This is a genomic window from Shewanella khirikhana (genome assembly GCF_003957745.1).
Taxonomy (GTDB): domain Bacteria; phylum Pseudomonadota; class Gammaproteobacteria; order Enterobacterales; family Shewanellaceae; genus Shewanella; species Shewanella khirikhana.
The window spans coordinates 1,254,089-1,277,805 of sequence record NZ_CP020373.1; the positions used below are offsets into that span (position 1 = coordinate 1,254,089).

The following is a 23,717-nucleotide window of genomic DNA, read 5'->3' on the forward strand; positions in this document are numbered from 1 at the left end:
CTTGATTGCCGGGCGTCCGTCCGGTAGTTTTGCCAAAAAACTTTGAGGGAAATCACACTTATGTCCATCAAAAAACAGGCGTTGCTGGCGCTGGCCCTGACGATTACCGCTGGCGCTGCCCTGGCAGACGAAGCCGAAAAGGCGCTGGCAGGTGAGCTGCTGGACTGCACCGCTTATTACCAAATCAGCTCTGAGGCCATCGCCGCCATGAATGCGCCGCAAATGCAGGCCGTGGGCGACCGTCTCAAACAGTCTGCCACTGACGCCTATGCGCTGGCCGGTAAGTACTTTGGCGAAGGCGATCTTGAGGCCGCACTGCAGGCCGCCCGTGATAAGCAAATTGCTTCCATGGCGGGCTCCTCCAGCCTTGGTAACCTGATGGCCAAATACAAAGAAAGCTGCAAAGTGCTGGTGGCCAACCCTGAAAGCCGCCTCGAATACTGGCAAATGGCAACTATGTAATGGGGTTGGCGCGACGCGCTGATGTGCGCCTGCGGCTTGATGTCCCGAGCTGGTTTTCTCAGTCTCAGGCTCAACCTAGATCTAAGTCCAAACCCAAGCCCAAGCCCAAGCCCAAGCCTTGCCGATGAAGCCTCAAACACTGCGACTGCTGCGGATAATTATGCCCCTCGTTGGGCTTATCTCGGCGGTCGTTTTTGTTCCCTGGGCTGGCGTGTGGCTGTGGCTCTCGCCGCTGCCGGATACGGTAGAGCAGCAACTGGATGAGGCCACCGCCCTGGGGCTTGGCAGCGTCATCCTCTATATCGACCATCCGAATCGCCCTGCCGAGCACTATGTTGCGACCGCCAAAGACAAGCGTCAGTCTCTGCCAAAGGGCGCCGATTCGCTGTTTAAAATAGCCAGTATCAGCAAACTCTATATTGCTGCAGCTACCGCGAAGCTGGTGGCAGCGGGGCAGTTATCACTGCAAAGCACTGTCGCCGAGCTGTTACCCGAGCTTGCCGGAAGCATCGCCAATGCCGATAGCATTACTCTGGCGATGCTGGTTAGCCATAGAAGTGGCATCCCCAATTTTGTTGATGCATCAGGTTTCGACTGGGCTGGCGGACAGCAAGACCCGAACGACAACCTGAAGCTGGTGCTGGATAAGCGTGCTGATTTTGCGCCCGGCAGCGATTATGCCTACTCCAATACCAATTACCTGCTGCTTGGCCGCATTCTGGATAACACTCTGGGCTATCCGCATCAGCAGTATATCCGCAAGCAATTGCTGGCGCCGCTTGGCCTGACCGATACCTTTGGCGATGTGGCGGCGCTTGAACATCAGCGCACTATCGAAAACCAGCACGGCCTTGAACATCAGCAAGCTTCTGAGAGCGCATACTTGCTGGCCAGCGGTTTCCATCAGGGCGTGGATGAGGACCTTAAATCACTGATATTCAATACCCCCGGCGGTTCCATGCTGGCCACTGCCCGCGATGTAGGTGTGTTTTTACGGGCGCTTATCACCACGGCGCCGGATGCTTCACACTCAGAATTTCAGGCGCAAACTGCAAGCGCATCAGCATCAGCATCAGCAAAAAACGCATTGTTAAGCGCCGAAGAGCAGGCCATTTACGCCTCGATTTACCAGTATGAACACACGGGCTGGTTGCCTGGCTATCAAAGCATCGCCCGCTATCACAGTACCCCCGATGCCGTGGTGGTGCAGTTTGTCGGCAGCACCGGCGGTGAGTCAGAACTGCTGGCCCATGTGCTTTATCAACGGGTAGTGAAGATAGTCAGTCGCGAGCCCCATTAACGCGCGGTTTTTCCTAACTGCGGCCAACATGGGGTAGCTGATGGCCATTCATTTCCGGTTTCTGTTTGCCTGCCACTGTCGATAATCTTGCGTTGCTGTGAAAGATAAGCGCCCCTGCTTCTGTCATCTTGGCATGGAGGTACGATTATGGTGTTTGTGGCGTTTTTTCTCGCGGCGTTTCAGCTGGTTTGGTTGTGGCGCTGTTATTTGGACAGTAAGGCAGACAGCAGGAGTATGAGGCCGCCAGGCCAGCTGTTGAATAGCCATGGCTGTGACTTTAACGGTGCCATGGCAGGGAGCTTTTTGCTGCTGCTTACCAGCTTGAGTCTGCTGCTTATCCCTATAGGTTTTGGGCTTATCCCCCGCAGTCAGGCGATGGTGTTTATCTGCCTGCATGCCTTGGTGCAGGGGGTGATGGGGATCTGGCTTGCCGGTCTTGCCTGGCTTGGGGAACTGCCCAATCGGCTCGGTGAGCGTTGGCTGTGGCTGTTGTGTTTAGTGCTCTTTGCTACCCTGATGGCCGCATCCGGGATGATACCTATGCCTTAGAGCGTGGCGTTAAGCGGTTAGTTATCAATATTTTTTCAGCTGACAAGGTGCTGATTTGCTGCCGAGTGGCATTTATTGAAAATGTTTCAATCTCTTTGTAATGAAAAGTAAATCTCTCTTGCAAAGCGACCTGTTTTATAAGAAAACTGGAGACTCTTTACCACAAAGGTCGGACAGCCGCTTCGGCCCAAAACAAAGTGCTCAGGATAGAGTGCGAGAGTGTTGAGTCATGATATCGCTACAGGCTTTGACAAAATCCTTCAGGATGGGGGAAGGGGAAGTGCAGGCCCTGCGGGGTGTGGACATCCACATACGACAAAACGAATTTGTTGCCATCATGGGGCCATCCGGCTCTGGAAAATCCACATTAATGAACATCATAGGTTGTCTCGACAGGCCAACGTCCGGCGAGTATTTGCTGAACGGCCAGGCGGTAGGCGGATTATCCGATGATGCGCTCTCTGCGGTACGAAACCGCGAAATAGGCTTTGTATTTCAAAGCTTTCATCTGTTGCCAAGGCTGTCGGCGCTGGAAAACGTGCTGTTGCCGCTGCGGTTTTCTGAGTCGCCCCGTGGCGACAGGGACCATGCCATTGAACTGCTCACCCGTGTTGGGCTGGGCACCCGGCTCGATCACAGGCCCAATCAGCTCTCCGGCGGTCAACGCCAGCGAGTGGCCATTGCCCGGGCGCTGGTAAACCGGCCGACCTTGCTGTTGGCGGATGAACCCACAGGGGCACTTGACTCCAAAACCTCGGTGGAAATTATGCAGCTTTTCGATGAATTGCATCAAAGCGGCCAGACCATAGTGCTGGTGACCCACGAAGAGGAAGTGGCCGACTGCGCCGAGCGGGTGATCCGTATGCGCGATGGCTTGGTGCAGCGCGACGACAGCCGCCAGCGGGAGGTGAGCAATGGCTAAATTCAATCCTGCTATGCCAGCCAATGGGCGGCGTCTGCTGTGGGCTGCCGTGATGACGGCTGCCGCGACCAGTGCTCAGGCGCAGGATTGCAGCGGCGGCGAAGCCAGTCTGCTGCTTACCGGCAGCATCAGCTCGACCCGTTCCCAGCCCTTTGCTGTGCCCAAGGCAGGCGATGCCTGGCGGCATCAAATCCAGTGGCTGTTCCCGGAGGGCAAGCTTGCCAAACCCGGCGATACCATTGTGATTTTCGATAAGAGTCAAATCGCCAACCAGATTGAGCAGCTCGAAGCAGGGCTTTTGAGGGTGAAGGCTCAGGAGCAAAGCCAGAGTATCGATTTGGAGTCAGCGCTGCTGTCAGCCAAGTTTGAAGTGCGCCGCGCCACACTGGCGCTGGAAAAGGCGCGTCTCGATGCCTCTGTTCCGGCGGATTACATTGCCGCCAAGGACTATGCCGATAACCAGTTCAAGTTGCTGCAGGCCAACACCGAGCTTGATAAAGCCAGACAAGCGCTGAAGGAAGCCATCGAGCGCCAAAACTCGACCCTGGCGCAGCTTGCCATCGAAAAGCGCAAGGCCGAGGTTGAGCTCGACTCGGCGCTCAAGGCCCTCGATGCCCTTGAACTTAAAGCACAGTTCGCCGGTCCCGTGATCATTGGTCGCGACTGGAACGAAAAAAAATATCAGGCAGGCGATACAGTGCAGTTTGGCCGCCAAATTGCCAGCATTCCGGCACTCGACGGGCTGGAAGTCTCGGCCTGGGCCAATGAGGTGGATGTCGACAAAATTCGCGCCGATCAGAACGTGTGCCTGTCCCTCGATGCCATCCCCGGCAAGCTGTTTGCCGGCAAGGTCGACAGCATCGGCCGTCAGGCCGTGACCAAGAGTGCCTGGGGCCAGAGTAAATGGTTCAAGGTGGACGTGGTGCTCTCCAGAGTCGATGGCATTGAGCTGTCTCCCGGCATGAGTGTGATGGTGGAGGTGCAGCCATGAAATCCTCAGTAAAGGTTTTTCGCCTGGCGCCGCTGGCGCTTATCGCCGGGCTGCTTGGCGGCTGCGAAGATGGCGTGCGGGTCGAAGTCAGTGAAGGCCAGTTGGTGCAGCAGGTGGAAGTGACAGGTGTACTCACCTCGGCCGATACCCTGTCCATGATGCCACCGGCGATGCGCCGGGTGTGGCAGTATCAGGTCAAAAGCATTGTCCCTGAAGGCAAAGAAGTCGAAGCGGGCTCTGTGGTAGCGCGTCTGGATACCTCTGAGCTGAATCAGCGGCTGCAGGTAAAAAGTGCCGAGCTGGAAGCCACGGTGCAGGACATTGAGACCTCACGCCTGAGAAATGCCAAAAAGCTTGAAGAGCTCAAGCTCGAGCTGGCCGAAGCCAAAATGGAAGAGGAAAAAGCCCGGCGCAAGTTCGAGCTGTCCGATGAAACCGTAGCCGCTATCGACAAAGAGAAATATCAGCGCGATGCCGTGATTGCCACCGAAAAAGTGGCGCTTATCGAGCGCAAATTTACCCTGGAGCAAGAAAGCATCAAGGGCCGCATGGCCATGCTCGACGGCGACAGACAAAAGTTCGCCTCTGAAGTCTCAGCGCTTAAAAAAGGCATTGCTGCCATGAGCTTAAAAGCGCCCCGCACGGGCATGGTGGTGTATGGCAACGATCCTCAGGGCAACAAAATCAAGGAAGGCCAGTCGGTATTTGCCGGAGATGCGGTGTTCTCTATGCCGGACCTTGAGCGGATGCAGGTGGCCATGACCATTCCCGAAGTGGAAGCCAACCGGGTCAGGAGTGGCCTCAGGGTCAAAATTCGTCTCGATGCCAACCCCGAACGGGTGTTTCACGGCACCCTGACCGAAACCGGCGCAGTGTTTCGGGTGAAAAACGATGATATTCCGCTGGTGGTGTTCGATGCTGTGGCGGATTTCGACGAGATTGACAAGGAGCTGATGCGTCCCGGGATGACGGCCAAAATCAGTATCGATGTGGTGCGCGAGAAGTCGGCGCTGCTGCTGCCGCTGGACGCACTGCACTACGATGAAGGCCGCCCCTTTGTGTGGCAATCGGGCATGCTGGGCGATAGCCGCACCTTTGTTGAACTGGGTGATTCCGGCCGCGACAAGGTGGAAGTACGCGCGGGTCTGGCGCTGGGGGATGAGGTGCTGCTGCGATGAAGAAGTTAATGATGGCAACGGCAGTGATGCTGCTGTGGGGCTGTAATGAGCAAGGCGACAACGGTGTGCTCACCATGGAAGTTGGCCGCAGCCATTTCGAGGTGACCATTCCGGCAAGGGGCGAGCTTGAAGCCAAGAGCGCTACCCCTGTGTCTGTGCCGGGCGGTTTGCGTGGGCCTCAGTCGCTGGCATGGATCCTCGACAACTTCTCTGAGGTAAAAGCCGGCGATGTGGTCGCCAGGCTCGATGGCCGCCGCGAAACCCTGGAGCTTGAGCTTGAGCGCTTTGATTTTGACAAGCTTGCACTTGATGGTGACATCCAGAAGCAAAAAAACCTTACCACCGCCAAGGAGCTCAATATCGGCCGCGACGTGACCGAAGAAGAGCTGGATTTGGCCGAGCGCTTCTTTGTGGATGATGAGCGGGTTTACACCAAGATAGACATCATCGACCAGATGCGGAACAAGGATTATCTGGAGGCCCGCCTCGGTTACTACGATTGGGGGAAAGACAGCCATGATGCCCAGGCCACGGCGGAGCTTGATCTGATCCGGCTGAAGCAAAAAGGGCTTGAAGCCAAAATTGCCACCTACCAGAACAACTTATCGCAAATGGAGATCGTGGCGCCCCACGATGGCCTGTTTGTGATGCAGCCCGGCTGGAGCGGCGCACTGCCCATGGCCGGTGATATGGTGTGGTCAGGGATCCCGCTGGGCACCCTGCCGGACACCTCGGTGATGCAGGCCAAGCTGTGGGTGCTGGAGTCTGAAGCTGTGGGGCTGGCAGTGGGTAAAAAAGTCACGCTGACGCTGGATGCGTATCCCGATAAGCCGTTCAGCGGCACTGTTGCCCAGGTGGATGCCCTCGCCAAGCCCAAGGACAGGGACAGCCCGGTGAATTACTTTGAATTTACCGTAGTGCTGGATAGCACAGACACCCACATCATGTTGCCCGGGCGTCAGGTGCAGGCCAGGGTGGCGGCGCTCAGCGAAGAGTCGGTGCTCACCGTACCCAATCAGGCCATTTTCCAGCGCGAAGGCCGCTACTGGGTTTATCTCAAGAGTGATAAAGGCTTTATTGAACAAACCATTCAACCCGGTAGCCGCAGCCTTAACCGCACCGTGGTTATCGATGGCCTTAAGGAGGGCGATGTGGTTGCTCTTACCGTGCCGCCAAGGAGAACTCAGGCATGATGCAGGATAGATTTCGTCAGTATCAATCCGGCGTGGTGCAGGCGCTTGGCGAGATGTTGCACCACAAGCTGCGCACCGCGCTGACTCTGCTGGGGATGATATTCGGCGTGGGCGCCGTTATCGCCATGCTCAGCGTGGGCGAGGGCGCCGAGCGTGAAGCGCTGAAAATGATTGAGTCCATGGGGCTTAAAAACCTGGTGGTGAACGCCAGAGCATCGGAAGGCGAAGCGCTGAAAACCGTGCGCGAGCACAGCATTGGCCTGAGTTTGCGGGACATCGACAGCGCCATGGAAACCCTGCCGTTTCTCGATGCCTACAGCGCCAGCAAGCAGGTGAAGGTGTTTGGCCTGTTCAGCTTACAGGGCCGCAGCGACGCCCAGGTGCAAGGGGTGACGCCAAGCTATTTCGACCTGAGCGCGCTCAAACTTGCCGAGGGCCGTTTGCTCGATGCCAATGATGAGCAGCACTATCGGCAGTTGGCGGTGCTCGGGCCTGAAGCCGCCCGCAGTCTGTTCCCCCGCGGTGAGCCTCTGGGGCAGCGGATTAAGATTAACCATCAGTGGTTTACCGTGGTGGGGGTGCTGAGGGAAGGCCAGAGTGGCAAGTCGGCAATCGAAGGCGTGAAGGTGGGCGGTGAGCGCAATCAGGTGTTTATTCCGCTGGCGACTGCGCTGAAAAAGATGCAGTTCAAGCCGCTGGAAGATGAGCTCGATACCATCAAGTTTGCCCTCAAAGATGGTGTCGACCCATCCCTCGCGGCCCAGAGCCTGGATCATCTGGTGTCACGTCGCCATGGCAAGGAGCAGGATTACGACATAGTTGTGCCCGCCGATCTGCTAGCCCAGCATCAGCGCACCCAGCAAATCTTCAACATAGTGATGGCCTGTGTGGCCGGGATCTCGCTGCTGGTGGGCGGCATAGGCATTATGAATATCATGCTTGCGACCATTTTGGAGCGTACCTCCGAGATTGGTTTGCTGCGTGCTCTGGGGGCGACCCAAAAGGACATTGCGCGTCAGTTTCTGATTGAAAGTATGGTGATTTCAGCCACCGGCGGCCTTATTGGCATAGGGGTTGGGCTGCTGCTGGCGCTGGTGATCTCCGCGGCAGCAGGGTGGCCTGTGGCCTGGTCGCCGTTTGCGATATTGCTCTCGTTGGTGGTGTGTATGGCAGTGGGCATTGGCTTCGGTCTGTATCCGGCGAAAAAAGCCGCACGGCTCGACCCTATTGTGGCCCTGCAGCGCGACTAGGGGGCAAGGTCGCTCAGCCACTCAATGTTGAGCATAAACAGAAAATTAAGCCCCGCGTAACAGCGGGGCTTTTTTGTCTTGCCAGGCGGCGGGTGTGTTTACTTGCATGACTTGCTTTGGGGGATGGCCAATTAGCGGCAACTATTGTGCTTCCGTTAGGGTCAGATGGTATTTCCCCAGCAGCGCTTCCAACACCCCACGCTCGCTCAAGGTGTTCAGCAGCTGGCTGAATGCCTCCGGCGTCAGCGGGCTTTGGGGATGCAGCAGGGCGGTGTGCTGATACTGCTGATCCCAGCGGGAGGAGATCACCAGTTTGTTGGCCTTGTCCGGGTGGGCGGCAAGGTACCAGCTTAAAAATGACTGGCTGATGGGGGCCACCTCGGCGCGGCCCAGCAGCAGGCCTTCGAGGGCTGCGCGGGAGTCTGGCACCAACTCGGCCAGATAGTCCTGGCGCAGCTTCACTTCATCGGTTTCAAAGCCTGCCAGATGGTAATGGTAGCCGCGCACCAGCAGCAGTCGCTTCTGTTGTAAATCGGCAAAATAATCCGGCGCGGCGGCGGCCGGATGACGCCCCACAAAGACTTCACCATCCTGTACCTTAAGTGGCAACACAGCCTTGTCAATCTGCTCCCAACCCCAGTGCGGGCTTTCAAACAGCAGCACATCGAAGCGGCGCCGGGCAAAGGCCTGATATCTGTGCTCTATGCTGGTGGGCACGAAACTGAACTGAAAGTCGCTGCCAAGCCGGTTCAGCTCATCAATCAGCTCAGGTACTACCCCGGAATGCCCCTGGGGCGAGTCGATAACATAGGGGGGGAACGAATAGCCGCCCACCACCACGGTAATGGGCGTGCTCGGGGTGTTCATTGACTCAGCTGCCGAGAAATCTGTTAAAAAGCAAAGGCCAAGCAGCGATAATTTCAGCGAAGAACGGCGGATTTTTTTGCTCATTACGGGGCCTTATGGCAATGTCGATTCAGCAGCTGGCAAGTTTACTTCGGGCACACTGCCCTTAAAAATAGGCAATTTGGCCAATATCCACCAGTGACCCATTCAGGTCGAGGGAAAACGACAGGACACTGATATGAAAGCTATCCTTCCGGATAAAGACTCTCGGGCCGCCTTGCTGACAAGCTGGTTCGAGCAAGGGGCGATTGAGGATGTCAGCCCCGCCAGAGCCTGGGCGCTGGCCCAGGGCGAGCTGGAACCCCATGCAGCCAAAGACTTGGACTTAAGCTCAGGCGCCGACGAAGACAAAGACCAAGGTAGAGCCAGAGCATCGTCTGCAAGCGACTGGTATGGGCGGCTTGCTCACCTTGGCCTCTATTTGGGTGCCTTGTCGCTGGGCGCCGGGGTGATTTTCTTTTTCGCCTACAACTGGGAAAACCTGCATCACCTCGCCAAGTTTGCCCTGGTGCAGGGGGCTATTCTGTTAAGCCTGTTGGGGCTCTATCTGGTTGATAAAAAATCAACTCCATTGGTTAAAGGCGCCCTGTTACTGCTGCTCGACTTGCTGGTTGGTGCCATGCTGGCGCTGTCGGGGCAGGTGTATCAAACGGGGGCTGATCCCTGGCAATTATTTGCGATTTGGGCGGCATTCAGTCTGATCCCGGCACTGGCCTATCGCAGCAGCGTACTTTGGTGCGCTTTTATCGTTCAGGCCAATCTGGCGCTGTGGCTGCATTTTGCCGGGCTTGGACGGCTGTGGTTTTGGGTGTGGGACATTGAAGGCGCTCTGCTGCTGATTGGGGCGCTGAACCTGGGGCTGCATCTGCTGCTGGATTTTGGTGCCCGCAGCGCCAGGGCGTGGCTTATGCAGCCTGTTGCCAACGCCCTGGCATTGACCCTTGCCGCAGGTCATCTGGTGTGGCTTGGCTGTTATCAGGTGCTGGACTCGGGGCTTGGCCAATCTGCGCTTGCGGTGGTGCTGGCCCTGGCTTTGCTCGGGCCTTTGGGATATTGCTACTATCGGCTGCTCAGGCTCAATGTGCTTGCCCTTGGATTGTGGGGCTTTGGCGCCATTGCGGTATTGAGCTGCTTCTTTGCCAGACTGCTGTTTGAAGGCAACGACCCGGTTGCCGGCCTGATGTTGATAGGCGCCTTTATCGTCGGCAGCAGCAGTGCCCTTGGCGTGTACCTTAAATCGCTGCTGTCAAAACGGGAGGCGCTATGAGTCATCCTTTGTGGCGGCACTTACATGCAGCCGGTTTGATGGGCGACGAGCCGGACAATCACACCCAGCCACTGTGGCTTACCTTGCTGACCGGTTTTGCCGGTTGGATTGCCGCCTTGTTTTTCCTGGCGTTTTCCATCGCACTGATTGAGTCCATCAGCCGTTTCGAAGGCTCCCAGGCGCTGGTGATAGGCCTTATCTATACCGGCCTTGCGCGCTTTATATACAGCCAGGCAGGTAAGCTTGAGTTTTTGGTGCAACTTGGCTTTGCCATCAATATGGCGGCCATGATTGCCGTGGTATGGGGCATAGGCGAGGCCTTCGATATTGATGATGCGCCGCTGTTTGTTACGGGCGCCGCCGTGCTGATCATCAACGCCTGGTTTGCCCGCTATTGGCTGGATGCGCAGCTGTCGCTGTTTACGGCGCTTACCCTTATTGGCGCAGCCTTTGAAGAGGCGCAGCTGCTGGGATGGTTTTTGCCCATGCTGCTGGTGTTGCTTGGGGGGCTGAGTGGCCTGTGGCTGCCAAGGTCTGATACGGGCACTCCGCACGCAGCCGGGCAGGATAACCGCCCGTGGCAACTGGCGGTGCATCCTTTTGCCAGACGTTGTCAGCATGCGCTTTTCACCGGCGTGCTCTTACTGCCTTTACTGCTGGATAGCCGTTTGGCGCTGTGGGACAGTGCTCTGTTTATCGCTGGCGCAAGTCGCGGCCAGCAGGCGCTGGTTATCGTCGACATGTTCATCTTTAGCGCGCTTATTGGCGGGCTGCTTTATCAGCTTTTGGGCAAAACACTGAAGGCACTCGCCTTTACCCTGGCGTTGACGCTGCTTTATTGGTATTTCCCTGGGCTTGCAGTCGCGCTTGGGTGCTGGGTGCTGGGCTGGCGTTTGGCTGAGCGCTACTATGTGCTCTTGTCGCTGCTGGCGGTGCTTGGCTATTTCAGCGCCTATTACTATGAGATGTCGATGACACTGCTCGCCAAATCGCTGGTGTTGATGCTGCTGGGGGGCGTACTTATCGCCATGGGGCTTTACTGCAAGCGGAGGGCAGACGCATGAACATATCCCGCAGTTTTTGGATAACCCTGGCTGGCACCTTGCTGCTGCTTCTGCTGGTAAATAGCGATATTTTTCAAAAGGAGCAACAGCTTGCCGAAGGCACTGTGGTGCGGGTGGCCTTGGCGCCTGTGGATCCCCGCTCGCTGATGCAGGGGGACTATATGGCGCTGAGATACGCCCTTGAGACGCCCATCCGGGAGGCACTGACTGACGATGAGCGTGGTCAGGAACTCGATGGCTTTGCCTGGATCAGGCTTGATAAAAATCAACTGGCGCATTTTGTTGCCATCGACCGAGGTGAAGCCGCGCCCGAGGGAGCGCTTCGGGTGCAGTTTCGTCAGCGCAACCATGCCATAAAGCTTGCCAGCAACGCCTGGTTTTTTCAGGAAGGGCAAGCCGAACGCTTCGACAAGGCGGAATTTGGTGAATTTCGCCTGGGCCAGAATGGCAGTCTGCTGCTGGCAGCGCTTTTGGACGAAAATTATCGGAGGCTGTAAAACCTTAATACTTTCTGCTGTTGACCCCGGGTTTGGACAAGTGTTTTACATATGACACCCATCTGTAACATTTGTAGTGTACAATCGCCGTCGATTGCCGCCACAAAGGTTGGGTAAATCAATACGATACAAAATATCGTGCGGATAATTCATATAAAAAGCACAACACCAATTTAGGGGTTAACACATGAAAACCAAAGCGTCCCTTGTCGCTTTGGCGCTGGGCAGTGTGTCTGCCGGCGCCTTTGCTGCCGATACTCTCGTCATGTCTGAATATGTCGAGGGCTCCAGTAACAACAAAGCCATTGAAATCTACAATCCTACCAACGCCACTGTTGACTTGAGCGAATACAGCCTCAAGTTCTACTTCAATGGCAACAGCAGTGCGGGCAGCCAAATTGCCCTGACCGGTTCGCTGGCCGCCGGTGCCACCCATGTGGTGGCCGACAATGACGCCAGCGTCGATATCCTGAGCCGTACCCAGCAGCAAAGCAATGTGAGCTTCTTCAATGGCGACGATGCCATTGTGCTTGAGCATTTGGGCTCTGTGATTGACAGCCTGGGCCAGATTGGCGTTGACCCCGGCAGCGAGTGGGGCACGGGCGATCTGTCCACCGCCAACAACACCCTGCGCCGCGACCCAAATAATCTGGTTGCCGATACCGACCCTTTTGATGCCGTGACCCTGGCCACCTGGCAGGGCTTTGCCCAGGATGACTTCAGCGACCTGGGTAACTTCTCTGCAGGTCCGGTAGAGCCGCCATCGGAAGGTTTGGTGTGTGGCGATGCGGCCACCGCCATCCATGCGCTGCAGGGCAGCGGCGATGCCAGCCCGCTGGTTGGCCAGATTGTGGAAGTTGAAGCCATAGTCGTCAGCAATCAGGAAGCCGGACTCAAGGGGCTGTTCCTGCAGATGAGCGATGCTGAGGTTGATAACGACCCTGCCACCTCTGAAGGTGTGTTCCTCTACACCGGCAGTGCGCCAACCGGTTATATGGCCGGTGACCGTATCCGCGTGAAGGCTAAAATCGTTGAATATCAGGGCCTGACTGAACTGTCTAACATGACCGACAAGGCGCTTTGCGCGACTCAGCAGCCACTGCCTGGCGCCGCGCAGCTCAGCCTGCCGGTGAATGATGTGGCAGAGCTTGAAGCCTTTGAAGGCATGTTGGTGAACTTCAGCCAGAATCTGGTGGTGAACGAGGTATACAACCTTGGCCGCTATGGTGAGATCATGCTGGGCGGCAGCCGCCACTTTATCGGCACCCAAGTGGCCACGCCGGGCGCCGATGCGCTGGCGGTGATTGCTGCCAACAAGCGCGACAGCATCCTGCTGGATGATGGCAAAACCAGCCAGAACCCAGACCCTGTTATCTATCCGGCGCCGGGTCTTTCTGCCAGCAACACAGTGCGGGTAGGGGACACAGTGACCAACTTGAGCGCCGTGCTGCACTATGGCTTCGGCGTGTATCGCCTGATGCCGGTGGATACCGTTAACTTTGTGGCCACCAACCCACGTACCGAGGCGCCAGCGCTGGATGCGGGCAACCTCAAGGTCGCCAGCTTCAACGTGCTTAACTACTTCAATGGCGATGGTCTGGGCGGCGGCTTCCCCACTGCCCGTGGTGCCAACACCGCTGAAGAGTTTGAGCGTCAGCGCGCCAAAATCATCAGCGCCATGGCGGCCATCGATGCCGATGTGCTGGGTCTGATGGAAATCGAAAACGACGGCTATGGCGCTGAGTCCGCCATTGCCGATTTGGTGAATGGCCTCAATGGCGCCACCGAAGCCGGTCGCTACAGCTTCGTAAACCCCGGCGTAGCCGCCATAGGCACTGACGCCATCAGCGTGGGCATTATCTACCGCGCCGACCGCGTCAGCCCCGAAGGCGCTGCCAAAATCCTCGACAGCAGTAACTCTGCCCTGGACGACTCAGGCGCAGTGCTCTTTAACGACGGTAAAAACCGCCCCATGCTGACCCAGGCGTTCCGCCATCTCGATACCGACGAAACCCTGGTACTGGCGGTAAATCACCTTAAGTCCAAGGGCAGTGACTGCGTGGCCGAAAATGACCCGGATCTGGGCGATGGTCAGGGCAACTGTAACCTGACCCGTACCCGCGCTGCCAAGGCTGTTGGCCTGTTCCTGGCTGCCGAGTATCCCGAGTCCAAGGTGCTGGTGATTGGTGATTTGAACTCCTACGCCAAGGAAGATCCGCTGACCGCCCTGAGCGATGCCGGTTTGACTGAACTCTTCGCCCACCTGGGTAAAGAAGGTGCTTACTCTTACGTGTTCTCCGGCGAGTCAGGTCAGCTCGACCATGCACTGGCAAGCAATGAACTGCTGGATCAGGTGGTGGATGTGACCGAGTGGCATATCAACACCGACGAGCCGCGTATTCTCGACTATAACGTTGAGTTCAAGAGTGCCGGGCAGATTGAGTCGCTCTACAGCAACGATGGCTACCGTTCATCGGATCACGATCCTGTGGTGATTTCACTGCAGCTGGAGCGTGCCAATGAGCTGCCGGTTGCCGACTTCGGCTTTGACATCCGTGGCCGCAAGGTGAAGTTTGCAGCCAGTGCCAGCGATGCTGACGGTCAGGTGCAATCCCTTGCCTGGGACTTTGGCGATGGCACTCAGGGCAGCGGTGATGCTGTGACCCACAAGTACAAGGCCCCAGGTAACTATCAGGTGACTTTGACTGTGACCGACGACATGGGTGGCAGCACTGTGGTCAGCAAGCTGGTTTCCGTTCAAACCAGCCCTGATAACGCGGCGCCTGTCGCTGTGATTGAGCACTATGACCTGGTGTTTGTGGACCTGTTCATATCTGCCAGCTACGACACCGATGGCCGCATTCGTAAGCAGCGCTGGGAGTTCAGCGACGGCGTGAAGTTTGCCTCCAAGTGGGTGCTGCGCCGCCCCGGCCGTGCCGACAGCGTAACTCTTACCGTGACCGACAACGAAGGCGCCACTGACAGTACAAGTCTGAGTTTCTAAAAAGCGTAAAATGCTTTATTCAACGTAAAAAAAACCGGCGCTTAGCGCCGGTTTTTTTACTTAAGCGATTGAACACAGCCCGGGGCAGCGTAATGCCAAAGCATCCCGTTAACGATGTTCTCTGTTTACGTACATGAGATACAGGGTCATTGGGATGGATGGAACCATAGAGAGCACCAGCATTGGTTTGGAATTTTCTACTTTAAGGAAAAATAATATGCTGATTATTAGACTGATAAAGCCAATAAGCAGAAACGAATTGAGCATAATTGGGCTGAACTTCTTCGTTTTACTGTCGAGAAACCTGCCGTAAAGGTGCGCGGATGCCACCAGTCCAAGTCCACCTCCCAGTGCTAACAACAGCGTGATGAACACCTTGGTTGAGTCCGGAACAAGATCCAACACTAAAATAATAAAGCTGAACGTTACGCCATATAAAGCTAAAAACGCAGGTATGAGCATGCTTGCCATAAACAATACGCTGACCACTATTTTTTTGATGTTCATTTTGTTAGCTCAGTAATGCTGTGATTCTTGCGAAATTCTTGTGCATGTAAAAATTTATAGACTAACACCATAATAATAAAGAGGATTCCATCAGCTCCAAACACGCATTGATATCGAATGGAGTGCGTACAGAAATGCAGGCGACAGGCTTACAGACGATAGACTTGATATCTTTTTTATCACTCAAAAATAATGTATGTCAGTTCAGGAAGGGCGAAGCGAGGCTGATTTATCCTTACGCTGTGACGATTTTATGCGCTTCCATGGCAGGGTCCAAGATAGCCAATGACTTGATGGGAAACAAGATGTTTAGCGCAGGTGGTTGTTTTTTGTGAACGGCTTGAAGGTGAGCACCCCAGCCGGGAAATAGGTGACCGGGGTGTTCAGTTGAGGCGCAAAATATATTGGCTGCGGATTACTTTTTAACCCACTTGCCAGATGGGTCCTGAATAAAGTGGCCCTTGTCGGCGGCCTTAATGGCCTTTTCGGCGGCGAGTTTGGCCACATCTGAGGTGGCAATTTTATTTTTGGCGGCAATTTTTTCGTAATGGGCCCGGCGTTTGGCGTTGACTTCATCCATTACCGCGCGGGCCTCGGCGTTGTCTTTCACCAGTCCGAGGTAGCCGTTTTGCTGTTCTCCCAACAATCCCTGGGATTTTGCCTGTTGCAGGTCCATGGCGAACAGGTTGAAAGACAGCAGGGTGGCGGCAGCCAGCAACATGAATCGTTTCATCGCATTCTCCTTAGAACAGCTGGTCGTCGGCGAGCAGGGCATCAAGCTCCTTGTCCACCTTGATGCGGATTTCGTGTTCTATTTTCACGTTCAGATTAATAACAATCGGCTTGTCCGGCGGTTCAATTTTGACCGTGGGCGAGCAGGCTGTTATCAGTAGCGCCATCATGGCGCCAAGGCCGGGTGCGATTAATTTCACGCTCTTGTCCCTCAGTTAACACTCTGTTCAATATGACTTTGCAGCTTATCGCCTATGGTAAGGCTGCGGATAAGTTGCAGTAAGTTCTCTTCGTGAGAGTAATTCAAGTGAATGGGGCGTTCAATGCCTTCACTCTTTCCTTTCACTTCAACATTGATAAGGGCATCGCCGTTATCGCTCATATCGAAGCTGCCGGCAAGGCTTGAATATTCAAGATGCTTGAGCGCATCAAACACCAGCGCCAGATGGGGCTGGGAGGCAACCAGTTCATCTACGGCCGGGTTATTGGAGACTTCAATCAGGCCGCCTGGGGCACGGGCGGCGAGGCGACCGCCGCTGACACTGACCTTTCCGCCACGCATATCCACCGGCAACACCCCATCAAACAGGCCATCTGCTTTAATGCCTTCCACCGGCTGCAGTGCCAGCAGCTCTTCGAGGCTAAGCCCGGTCAGCACCAGATAGGCGTGGGATGGCTGCTTGAGGTTGAGTTTGAACAGTGGCAGTAAAAACTCCCCTTCCAGCAATTTGCCGCGGCTGGTGAGGTCAATATCGAATTCCGACAGGGTGCCGTCGTCGGCGCTTTGCAGGGCCAGCGTACCCTGACCGCTGACGTCACTGAGAATGATGCCTGGCTGGAAGTGGGCCAGCGACCAGCTCAGCTTGTCGCAGCCGAGGCGAAAATCGTTGTCCTGGCGTTTATCCTGATGCAGGGCGCAGCTTGCGCTGACATTTCCGCCGCGAAATGGATAGGCGCCCACGCTGCCTTCAAGTTCGCTGAAGTGAGTGTTCAGTTGAATATCTGTGGTTTGCTTAATCAAATCCAGCGCAATCCCGGCGGTAACGCGGGTATCGCCTGAGAGCGGAACATCGCTTGAAAGACTGAGGCTGCCCGCCAGCGCCTCGCGCCAATTGGCAAGGCTGTTATCCCCCTGCCAGTTTGCCTTAACGGTTTGAATACTGTCGGCTTTTATGCCAAGGCGGTGTTCACTTACAAGCCTTATCGGTTGATACTGGCCCAATTGCCACTGCTCCTGGCTTTGCAGCAAACCCGGTGTACCTGTGAGCTGCTGCTTAAGCTGCAACCAATCCACATTGAAGCGATTGGTTTTAAGGCGTTTACTGCCAGCGCTACGGGGCGCCTGACTCTGGGCTTTGATGCGACTTAATGTCAGTGTCGAATCAAGCTCGGGCCTCGCGGCCAGCAGACTGGTCAGCAGCGGTGTTTGTACTGGGGCTGCGGGCTTATCTGCTACTTTGCCCCCGGCGGCGGTGTGTGCTTTGCCGTCCGCTTCGACGCTACGTGGCAGTGCAAACGTAAATGGCTTTTGTACCTTGGTGCTAAAGCTTAGCGAAGCGATATCCAGTTTGTTGAGCTTATAGTCTGAAGCCTGCTTATTTTCAGCAGGCTCACTTTTCACCGCATCAGGTTTGGCGATTGAGGCTGTGGCAGGGGTGCTAATGCCGGAAGAGGCTATTCCGGAAGAGCCAATAATAGCTTTCTGGCTCAGGGAAATATCCTCAATACTGACATCCAGCCCGGCCTTGTTGGCGGCAATCTCAAGTTTATGTGCTAGGTCGGCAGCACTACTCGCATCCGAACCGTTCGCATCAGAACCGTTCGCATCCGAACCGTTCGTATCCGCAGCAAAACCTAAGTTGAAACTGGCCGCATCGGCGTTTGCCAGCCTAAGTTTGCTGCTGCCAATCATTAATTGGGTGTCGGTATTGGCAGCCTGTTGTTGCACACTGGCGCCCGCAAGATTAAGCTCAAGAGTATTCAGTGCAACCTGGATGGAATGGGACGTTTCAGCCTGTTTGCCCGAAACGAATTGGCTGGCCGTCGCGGTTTTTGCCATCACGCCTTTATCGCTTTCGGCTTCCTTGCTGCCGAGTTCGGCTGACAGCACTAGCCTTGCTTGGCTCAGGCTGATTTGGGGCTGACTCAGGCTGACTTGCGGTGTGTTGAGGCTGGGCTCAGCGGCGGCGCCAAGGTTTACGCCCAGAGCGCTGAGTAAATGGCTTACATCAAGCTCGCCGCTGTGGCTGAGGCTAAGGTCAACAGGGCTGCTGATCCGCTGCAGCCAATGCTGCTGAGCTCCTTGCAGAGGCGCCGTTTCAGGCACTCTTTCTCTTCGTGTTTCGATGACAGGGCTGGCGCTAAGCCCAAGCTGCCAGGGGCCTGAGTGTGCCTGCAGTGTCATCTCGGTGGATATCGGCTGGCCGCTCGCCATGGCAAGGCCCCTGGGCAAACCAAGTTCAAGGTCGAGGGCGCCTGAGTCGTGCGCGCTTGGGGCAAAGAGCGCCACATCTATGCGTTGCAGCGTGGCTATGGACTCTGGTGCCAGCGCGAAATTTACTTGCAGGTAATCAAGCAGTGCCCGCCGTTGGGCTTGGCTCAGCTGGCTGGTCAGCGCCAGAGGGCTCAGGCGCATACTGGCGCCATCCACATCCACGTTGGCCTTAAGCTCAATATCGCTTAAGTCGATACTGAGTGAGTCCAGTGCGCCCAAGCTGAGGCTCGCATCTTTGAGGTGAAGCTCGCTCGCCAGGGCGGCGGTTTTCAGGGTGAGACTGTTTTGAAGAGTTAGGTCGCCCTGAATGACAGGGCCGAGATTGGACTCGAGTAGTCGCAGCTGCTGCAAAAAGCCGAATAGCGGATTGTCCGGGGTGATGGGCAGGGCGGTGTCGGCCAGCCGTTTAAGCAAATTATGCCCCGCCGGCAGCGACAGAACCAGCGCAGTCTGCCAGGTCTCTTCACCCAGGGTTGCGTTTAAATCCAGTATCTTATCGCCATCCGGGTTGGCTATGCGGCTAAAAAGGCGTCTGTCTTCACTAAGGGATAAATAGTCGAGCCGCAGAAGCTTGCCCTGCTGGGTGTCTATGTCGATGGGCCCCAGGGCGATGTGCGGCAACTGGTCCAAATCCAGCGCCAGTGCGGCCCTGTCATCGGCCTGATGGGTACCTGCGGCCATCAGTGAGCGACTGCCAAGGAACACATAGCTTTGCTCAAGGCCAATGCTTTGGGGTAACGGCAGTGAGAGGTTATTTTGCCAATAACCACGCGCGGCATCCATGGCGAGGGCGGTCAGCGGCTTATCAAAAGTGACCCTCAAGCCAGAAAGTTGCAGGCGGCTGTCTTCAATGTCCAGATTGAGGTTTTCGATGGTGATGCCGTGGGGTTCCAATCGCCAGGCGAGGCTATTGAGGGTTACACCGGATTTGGCGAGCTCGCTGCGGGCGAAGGATGTGAGCCAGTCCTTGCCCTGATACCAGAGCACAGTGGCGGTGCCGGCAATAAGCAGCATCAGACTGAATAGTAAAATCCCAATCAGGCGAACAGCGCGTTTTGCCAAAGTCCCGTTACCATAAAATCCATCTATGGCGCGAGTTTAGCACGAGCCAGCCCCGGGTTTACACGGCTTTATGGCAAGCCTGTGAAACTACAGGCTTGCCACAAGTTTACTGGGGTTTTACTCCCTTGCGCCTGGAATGGCGAGCAGGGTGGTGATGGCCTCATCGAGGGTGGCAATCAATTTATCCACGTCGGCTGCGCTGGTATGGGGGCAGCACAGGGTCATGTTGTGAAACGGCGTGATGAGAATGCCGCGGTTAATCAGGTACAGATGCAGTGCCATTTGCAACTCTTCATGGAAGGCCGCTTCGGCCTCGGCGCCGGTGCGGGGTGGGGTCTGGCAAAACTGAAATTCGCAGCGTGCCCCAAGTTCGGTGACTGACCAAGGCAGTTGATGCCTGGCGATAAGCTCGCGAAAGCCTGCAGCCAGGCGCTTTGCCAGTGGCAACATATGATTGTAGGCCGCCTGGGTCATGACTTCTTCAAGGTTGGCGCGCATACAGTGCATGGCGAGCGCGTTGGCCGACAAGGTAGTGCCCATGCCGCTGTGGCCGTGGCCTGTGGACTCTTCGTTAATGCGTGCCTTGGCCTCCCGCATTGTCTGACTCATGGCTTCACTGCAACCGAATACGCCGCAGGGCACGCCGCCTGCCACGGGTTTGCCCATCACAAAAAAGTCCGGCTCAAGCTGCCACAGCTGGGTACATCCACCAAGATTGGTGGAAATGGTATGGGTTTCATCAATCACCAGCAGGGCGCCGTACTGACGGGTAAGCTCGCGGCAGCGCTGCATAAAGCCCTCGTCTGGCAGCACCATGCCGATATTGGTCATGGCGGGCTCGCACATCAATGCACACACATCTCCCTGTTTGAGAGCGGCTTCGAGCGCCTCTGTGTCATTGAAGGGAATGGCGCGGCTGTACAGGCTTAAATCGTACACCTGGCCCACAAGCCCGGGTCTATGTACGGTGCGGTCGCCCTCGCTTCGCACCATCACATCATCCACGGTGCCGTGATAGCAGCCATCAAACACCAGCAATACAGGCTTTTGGGTGATGGCCCGCGCCCAGCGCACAACATAACGATTGGCGTCGGTCGCAGTGGCGGTCACCTGCCAGTAGGGCAGGCCAAATCGCTCGCTTAAGATCTCTGCGCAGACAATGGCATCTTCCCCCGGCAACATGGTGGTCAGCCCTCTGGTGGACTGGCGCGCCAGCGCCGAGGCAACCGGCGCCGGGGAGTGGCCGAACATGCTGCCGGTATCACCGAGGCAAAAATCCACATATTCGTGGCCATCTACGTCGCGAAAACGGGCGCCACTGGCGCTGTCGACAAACAGCGGATAGGGCGTGGACCAATCGGCCATCCAGTGCATGGGCACGCCGCCATAGAGTGATTTTTGCGCCCGTTCGGCCAGGCTGCGGGACTTGGGGTTACGCTCGATAAAGTAACTTCTCTCAAAACTCATGAAAGTCTCTACGGCGTGTGAACTTATCCCGCTGGCGGTCATCTGTCGGCTCCTGTTTGTTTTATTTATTGAACGCGATGTTCATTATTAGCATTGCTCAATTTACATGGCAAGGCCGTTGGTATTGCTCTTGGTATCACTCTTGGCGGCGTACTTGGAAATGTACATCGCAGGCAACTGGGAAGGGCAAAGCAGCCGGACAGGCGCGCTGCATAACGTTGATGACTACAATGGGCGACAACACTCGGCGGCGACAAAATCGGCGGTGACAAAAATTGACGATGACAGAAACGGACGGTCACAAAAGCGAGCGTTCAAAAACCGATAAATCAGGCAACAAAAAAGGAGCCGTCTGGCTCCTTTTGCATGTAAAAACAGATAAGTATCAGCGCTTGTAGCTGATGTGCTGATGGAAACGCACCACCAGATCCTGACGCTCGCCATCGATTTCAATATCGCGGGCGAACTGGCGCAGCGCATCTTCCACTTCATTCATAAAGCGGCCAAAACCGGCGTCTTCATGATCTTCCTTACCGGCGGCAACCACGAAAAAGGCGGTTTCTACCAAGTTGTCGGCTTGCCAGTGGGCCAGGAATTGCGGCTCGGCGGCATTGGGGTCAAAGCCCAGCATTTGCACGCCTTTATCGGTGCTCAGGCGGTCAAACTTGGAGTTGCGCACCAGTGGCAGCAAGCCGTTGGCCACCATGGCTGAGCGCTTGAAACCATGCTCGTTCACGGCCTTGTGGAAGCTGTCCTGCAGTTTTTGGTACATGGCGCCGTAGTTGGCGTTGTTGTCACCGCCAAGACGCTGCTTGAGGCGACGGCCAAGGGGCAGGGTCACAGTCACGTAGCTTAGGGAACTGACATCTTCTGGCAGCTCACACTTACGGGCCTTGTAGCGCTGGGCAATGCCGCGCAGCTTAAAGCCGTAGGTCTTTTTGTTGCCCTTGGCGCGGGCGAACAGATCGTAGGTCAGGTGCTGGTGGTCACGCACCTTGATGGGCTGCTCCAGTGCCAGTGTCGGCGCAAATTCAGCCAGCAGACCCTGAACCTGGGTGTGGAAGGTGGCGGAGTTGGCTCGCAGCTCGTCTCCCACGGCCAGGAACAGGAAGCGGATTTTACGGGTGCGGTAGTCGGCACGGGCGAACAGATTCTGGGCTTCGTGGTAGCGTGGGTTGTAGAAGAAGATGACCTGCTGATCGGTCTCCAGGCAGTAGGCTTCGGTGTGGAAGCGGACAACGGGGAGTTTGTCATTGGCGATTACATGAACATTGCGCAGATCGTGCTTGTCGGCCAGTTCAAAGAACTGTTTGGCCAGCGCCTGATAGCAGCTCAGGTAATCGGGGTATTGGCTCAGCAGGGCGTCCGTGAGTTTGATTTCTGCCGTAATGTACTGGTTGGTACGGGCGTCCGTGGGCAGATAGACCTTTTGCTGATGGTTGAAAGACATAATCACTCCTTGGGTACAAAGAGCCACTGACGGGCTCGCGTTGCAGCGGATCCTACCGGGGATTTGCTACAGAAATGTTGTTCCGGCACACATTTTTAACTCACTCTAGCCGGGGTGTATGAGTTTTCGCTTAAAAAGCGATGGGGAAAGCAGGGCGAAGGCCGAAAAAAGGGAGCAGAATGCTCCCTTTGTGATCCAGGCCTCAAAGATCGATGCCGATGCCAATAATCAGCTGATAATCATCACTTTTGGGGATGCTGCCGTCGGCATTGGCGCGGGGGTTGTTGGTTCTGTCCCACACCAGCGACACATCTAAATCGAACATATCGGTCAGGTCGATGGAGATCCCGGTCAGGGCATGGTGGGAGTAACCGCCCGAGTCTTCGTTGCCGTAAAGCAATTGGTAGCGGGCATTGAGATCGATATCGTCGGTCAGCTCGTGCTCAAAACGCGTATCCAGCACGAAGGCGGCGGTGCCTTCGGTGTCTGAGCCACCGGCTTCCACTTCGCTGAAGCGGGTATAGGTGTAGGCCGGGCCACCACCTATGGTCCATTCTGTCTTGGAGTTATCGATAATGTCATAACCCAAACCGGCACCCAGGGTGAGCTTGGTATCTATGTTCAGGAAGGGGTCTTTGTAGTATTCGATAAACACTGGTCGCAGGTAGAACTGCTTGGAAATAAACCAGTCAAAACTGCCGGTGATACGGTGGTTGTTAACCGTGTTTTCGCCATCGTTTTTGGAATACTTGCCAATGTAATCGCTGTTGAAACGCGACTCTGTGGTGCGGCGCTTGATGTTGGCGGTTGCGCTGTAATCAATCTGGTCGGTGTTACCCGAACGCAGGTTGGCCCCCAAAGACACCTTGCCGGACCAATAATTGGCCTCGGTTTGAGTACCGGCAATAATGGTCAGAATTTGGCTGCGATCAAAGGGTCTGCCATCCAAATAAGCTTTGCCATCAATAATTTCCAGCTTGCCGGTTTGGGTGCTCAAATCCACCATGCCCACGGATACTATCCCAGAGCTTCGCAGCGCCTTCACGTCTTCCCAATCGAAATAGAGGGTGTCGAGGTTGTCACTCTCAAATTCCAGCTTGTCGTCGTAGAGGTTTTTCAGCTCGCCCTTGAGCAGCTCGTTAGAGGTCAGCAGCAACCAGTCGAAACTGTCATCCACCGTTATCTGAAATGGATTGGGGGCCTGAGGACTGGTGGCGAGTGCCAGGGGGGACAATGCCGTGGCGATGCCGCCGAGGGCGGCGAAGGTGATGGCCCGGGTCAGGGCCTTGAAATGAGGTTTCCTTGTCTTGGCGTTCAACATGGTGCTCCTTGCCAGAGTTGTCGCAAATTTGTTGGATTTTACCGACAAGCTCTTGGCTGTATCAACAAGTCAACTACCTATTTTACAAGGATAATACTTAA

Annotated in this window: 20 protein-coding genes; 12 read left to right on the forward strand and 8 right to left on the reverse strand. The window is 55.9% G+C overall.

Translation table 11 applies throughout. The features are described from left to right. Positions 1-60 precede the first annotated feature (60 nt). From STH12_RS05480 to STH12_RS05515, 8 genes are all read left to right on the forward strand, one after another. A complete protein-coding gene (locus tag STH12_RS05480; protein ID WP_126166624.1) occupies positions 61-462 on the forward strand; it encodes a hypothetical protein in 402 nt (133 codons plus the stop codon). A gap of 160 nt (positions 463-622) precedes the next feature. After that, a complete protein-coding gene (locus STH12_RS05485) occupies positions 623-1,762 on the forward strand; it encodes a serine hydrolase domain-containing protein (RefSeq protein WP_218567777.1) in 1,140 nt (379 codons plus the stop codon). A 234-nt stretch (positions 1,763-1,996) separates the two neighbouring features. Further along, positions 1,997-2,311, forward strand: a complete 315-nt coding sequence (locus STH12_RS05490) for a hypothetical protein (RefSeq protein WP_126166626.1) — start codon at positions 1,997-1,999, stop codon at positions 2,309-2,311. Positions 2,312-2,540: 229 nt separating this feature from the next. Then, positions 2,541-3,233: an ABC transporter ATP-binding protein gene (locus STH12_RS05495; RefSeq protein WP_126166627.1), complete on the forward strand. Its 693-nt coding sequence runs from the start codon at positions 2,541-2,543 to the stop codon at positions 3,231-3,233. Further along, entirely contained in the window at positions 3,226-4,224 is a 999-nt protein-coding gene (locus STH12_RS05500; protein ID WP_237158755.1) for an HlyD family secretion protein, read from the forward strand. Before STH12_RS05495 ends, STH12_RS05500 begins: the two co-directional genes overlap by 8 nt. Continuing rightward, positions 4,221-5,402: an efflux RND transporter periplasmic adaptor subunit gene (locus tag STH12_RS05505; RefSeq protein ID WP_126166628.1), complete on the forward strand. Its 1,182-nt coding sequence runs from the start codon at positions 4,221-4,223 to the stop codon at positions 5,400-5,402. The genes STH12_RS05500 and STH12_RS05505 overlap by 4 nt, the downstream gene beginning before the upstream one ends. Beyond that, the gene (locus STH12_RS05510) at positions 5,399-6,595 is read left to right on the forward strand and encodes an efflux RND transporter periplasmic adaptor subunit (RefSeq protein ID WP_126166629.1); all 1,197 of its coding nucleotides are present in this window, start codon (positions 5,399-5,401) and stop codon (positions 6,593-6,595) included. Before STH12_RS05505 ends, STH12_RS05510 begins: the two co-directional genes overlap by 4 nt. After that, a complete protein-coding gene (locus tag STH12_RS05515; protein ID WP_126166630.1) occupies positions 6,592-7,845 on the forward strand; it encodes an ABC transporter permease in 1,254 nt (417 codons plus the stop codon). The genes STH12_RS05510 and STH12_RS05515 overlap by 4 nt, the downstream gene beginning before the upstream one ends. A 141-nt stretch (positions 7,846-7,986) precedes the next feature. On the opposite strand, the gene STH12_RS05520 is transcribed toward STH12_RS05515, so the two are convergent. Further along, positions 7,987-8,796 (reverse strand): substrate-binding periplasmic protein, encoded by an 810-nt coding sequence (locus STH12_RS05520; RefSeq protein ID WP_126166631.1) that lies wholly within the window; start codon positions 8,794-8,796, stop codon positions 7,987-7,989. Between the two features lie 133 nt (positions 8,797-8,929). On the opposite strand from STH12_RS05520, the gene STH12_RS05525 reads away from it, so the two are divergent. The 4 genes from STH12_RS05525 (at position 8,930) to STH12_RS05540 (ending at position 14,583) form a co-directional block, all read left to right on the forward strand. Continuing rightward, positions 8,930-10,018 carry a DUF2157 domain-containing protein gene (locus tag STH12_RS05525; protein WP_126166632.1) on the forward strand — a complete coding sequence of 363 codons (1,089 nt, stop codon included), beginning with the start codon at positions 8,930-8,932 and terminating at the stop codon, positions 10,016-10,018. Continuing rightward, positions 10,015-11,082: a DUF4401 domain-containing protein gene (locus STH12_RS05530; RefSeq protein ID WP_126166633.1), complete on the forward strand. Its 1,068-nt coding sequence runs from the start codon at positions 10,015-10,017 to the stop codon at positions 11,080-11,082. The genes STH12_RS05525 and STH12_RS05530 overlap by 4 nt, the downstream gene beginning before the upstream one ends. Continuing rightward, the gene (locus STH12_RS05535) at positions 11,079-11,579 is read left to right on the forward strand and encodes a GDYXXLXY domain-containing protein (RefSeq protein WP_126166634.1); all 501 of its coding nucleotides are present in this window, start codon (positions 11,079-11,081) and stop codon (positions 11,577-11,579) included. The genes STH12_RS05530 and STH12_RS05535 overlap by 4 nt, the downstream gene beginning before the upstream one ends. A gap of 187 nt (positions 11,580-11,766) precedes the next feature. After that, a complete protein-coding gene (locus STH12_RS05540) occupies positions 11,767-14,583 on the forward strand; it encodes an ExeM/NucH family extracellular endonuclease (RefSeq protein WP_126166635.1) in 2,817 nt (938 codons plus the stop codon). Positions 14,584-14,691: 108 nt separating this feature from the next. On the opposite strand, the gene STH12_RS05545 is transcribed toward STH12_RS05540, so the two are convergent. The 7 genes from STH12_RS05545 to STH12_RS05575 form a co-directional block, all read right to left on the reverse strand. Continuing rightward, positions 14,692-15,090 (reverse strand): hypothetical protein, encoded by a 399-nt coding sequence (locus STH12_RS05545; RefSeq protein ID WP_126166636.1) that lies wholly within the window; start codon positions 15,088-15,090, stop codon positions 14,692-14,694. Positions 15,091-15,505: 415 nt separating this feature from the next. After that, positions 15,506-15,823, reverse strand: coding sequence for a YdbL family probable chaperone protein (locus STH12_RS05550; RefSeq protein WP_126166637.1), 318 nt, complete (start codon positions 15,821-15,823; stop codon positions 15,506-15,508). A 10-nt stretch (positions 15,824-15,833) separates the two neighbouring features. Further along, positions 15,834-15,992: a YnbE family lipoprotein gene (locus STH12_RS05555; protein ID WP_083766438.1), complete on the reverse strand. Its 159-nt coding sequence runs from the start codon at positions 15,990-15,992 to the stop codon at positions 15,834-15,836. 41 nt (positions 15,993-16,033) lie between these two features. Continuing rightward, positions 16,034-19,378 (reverse strand): intermembrane phospholipid transport YdbH family protein, encoded by a 3,345-nt coding sequence (locus STH12_RS05560; RefSeq protein ID WP_126166638.1) that lies wholly within the window; start codon positions 19,376-19,378, stop codon positions 16,034-16,036. A gap of 117 nt (positions 19,379-19,495) precedes the next feature. Beyond that, a complete protein-coding gene (locus tag STH12_RS05565; protein ID WP_237158756.1) occupies positions 19,496-20,845 on the reverse strand; it encodes an aspartate aminotransferase family protein in 1,350 nt (449 codons plus the stop codon). 385 nt (positions 20,846-21,230) lie between these two features. Further along, entirely contained in the window at positions 21,231-22,295 is a 1,065-nt protein-coding gene (locus STH12_RS05570; protein ID WP_126166640.1) for a DUF3083 family protein, read from the reverse strand. A 202-nt stretch (positions 22,296-22,497) separates the two neighbouring features. Beyond that, the gene (locus STH12_RS05575; protein WP_126166641.1) at positions 22,498-23,616 is read right to left on the reverse strand and encodes a DUF481 domain-containing protein; all 1,119 of its coding nucleotides are present in this window, start codon (positions 23,614-23,616) and stop codon (positions 22,498-22,500) included. Between the last annotated feature and the right edge of the window lie 101 nt (positions 23,617-23,717).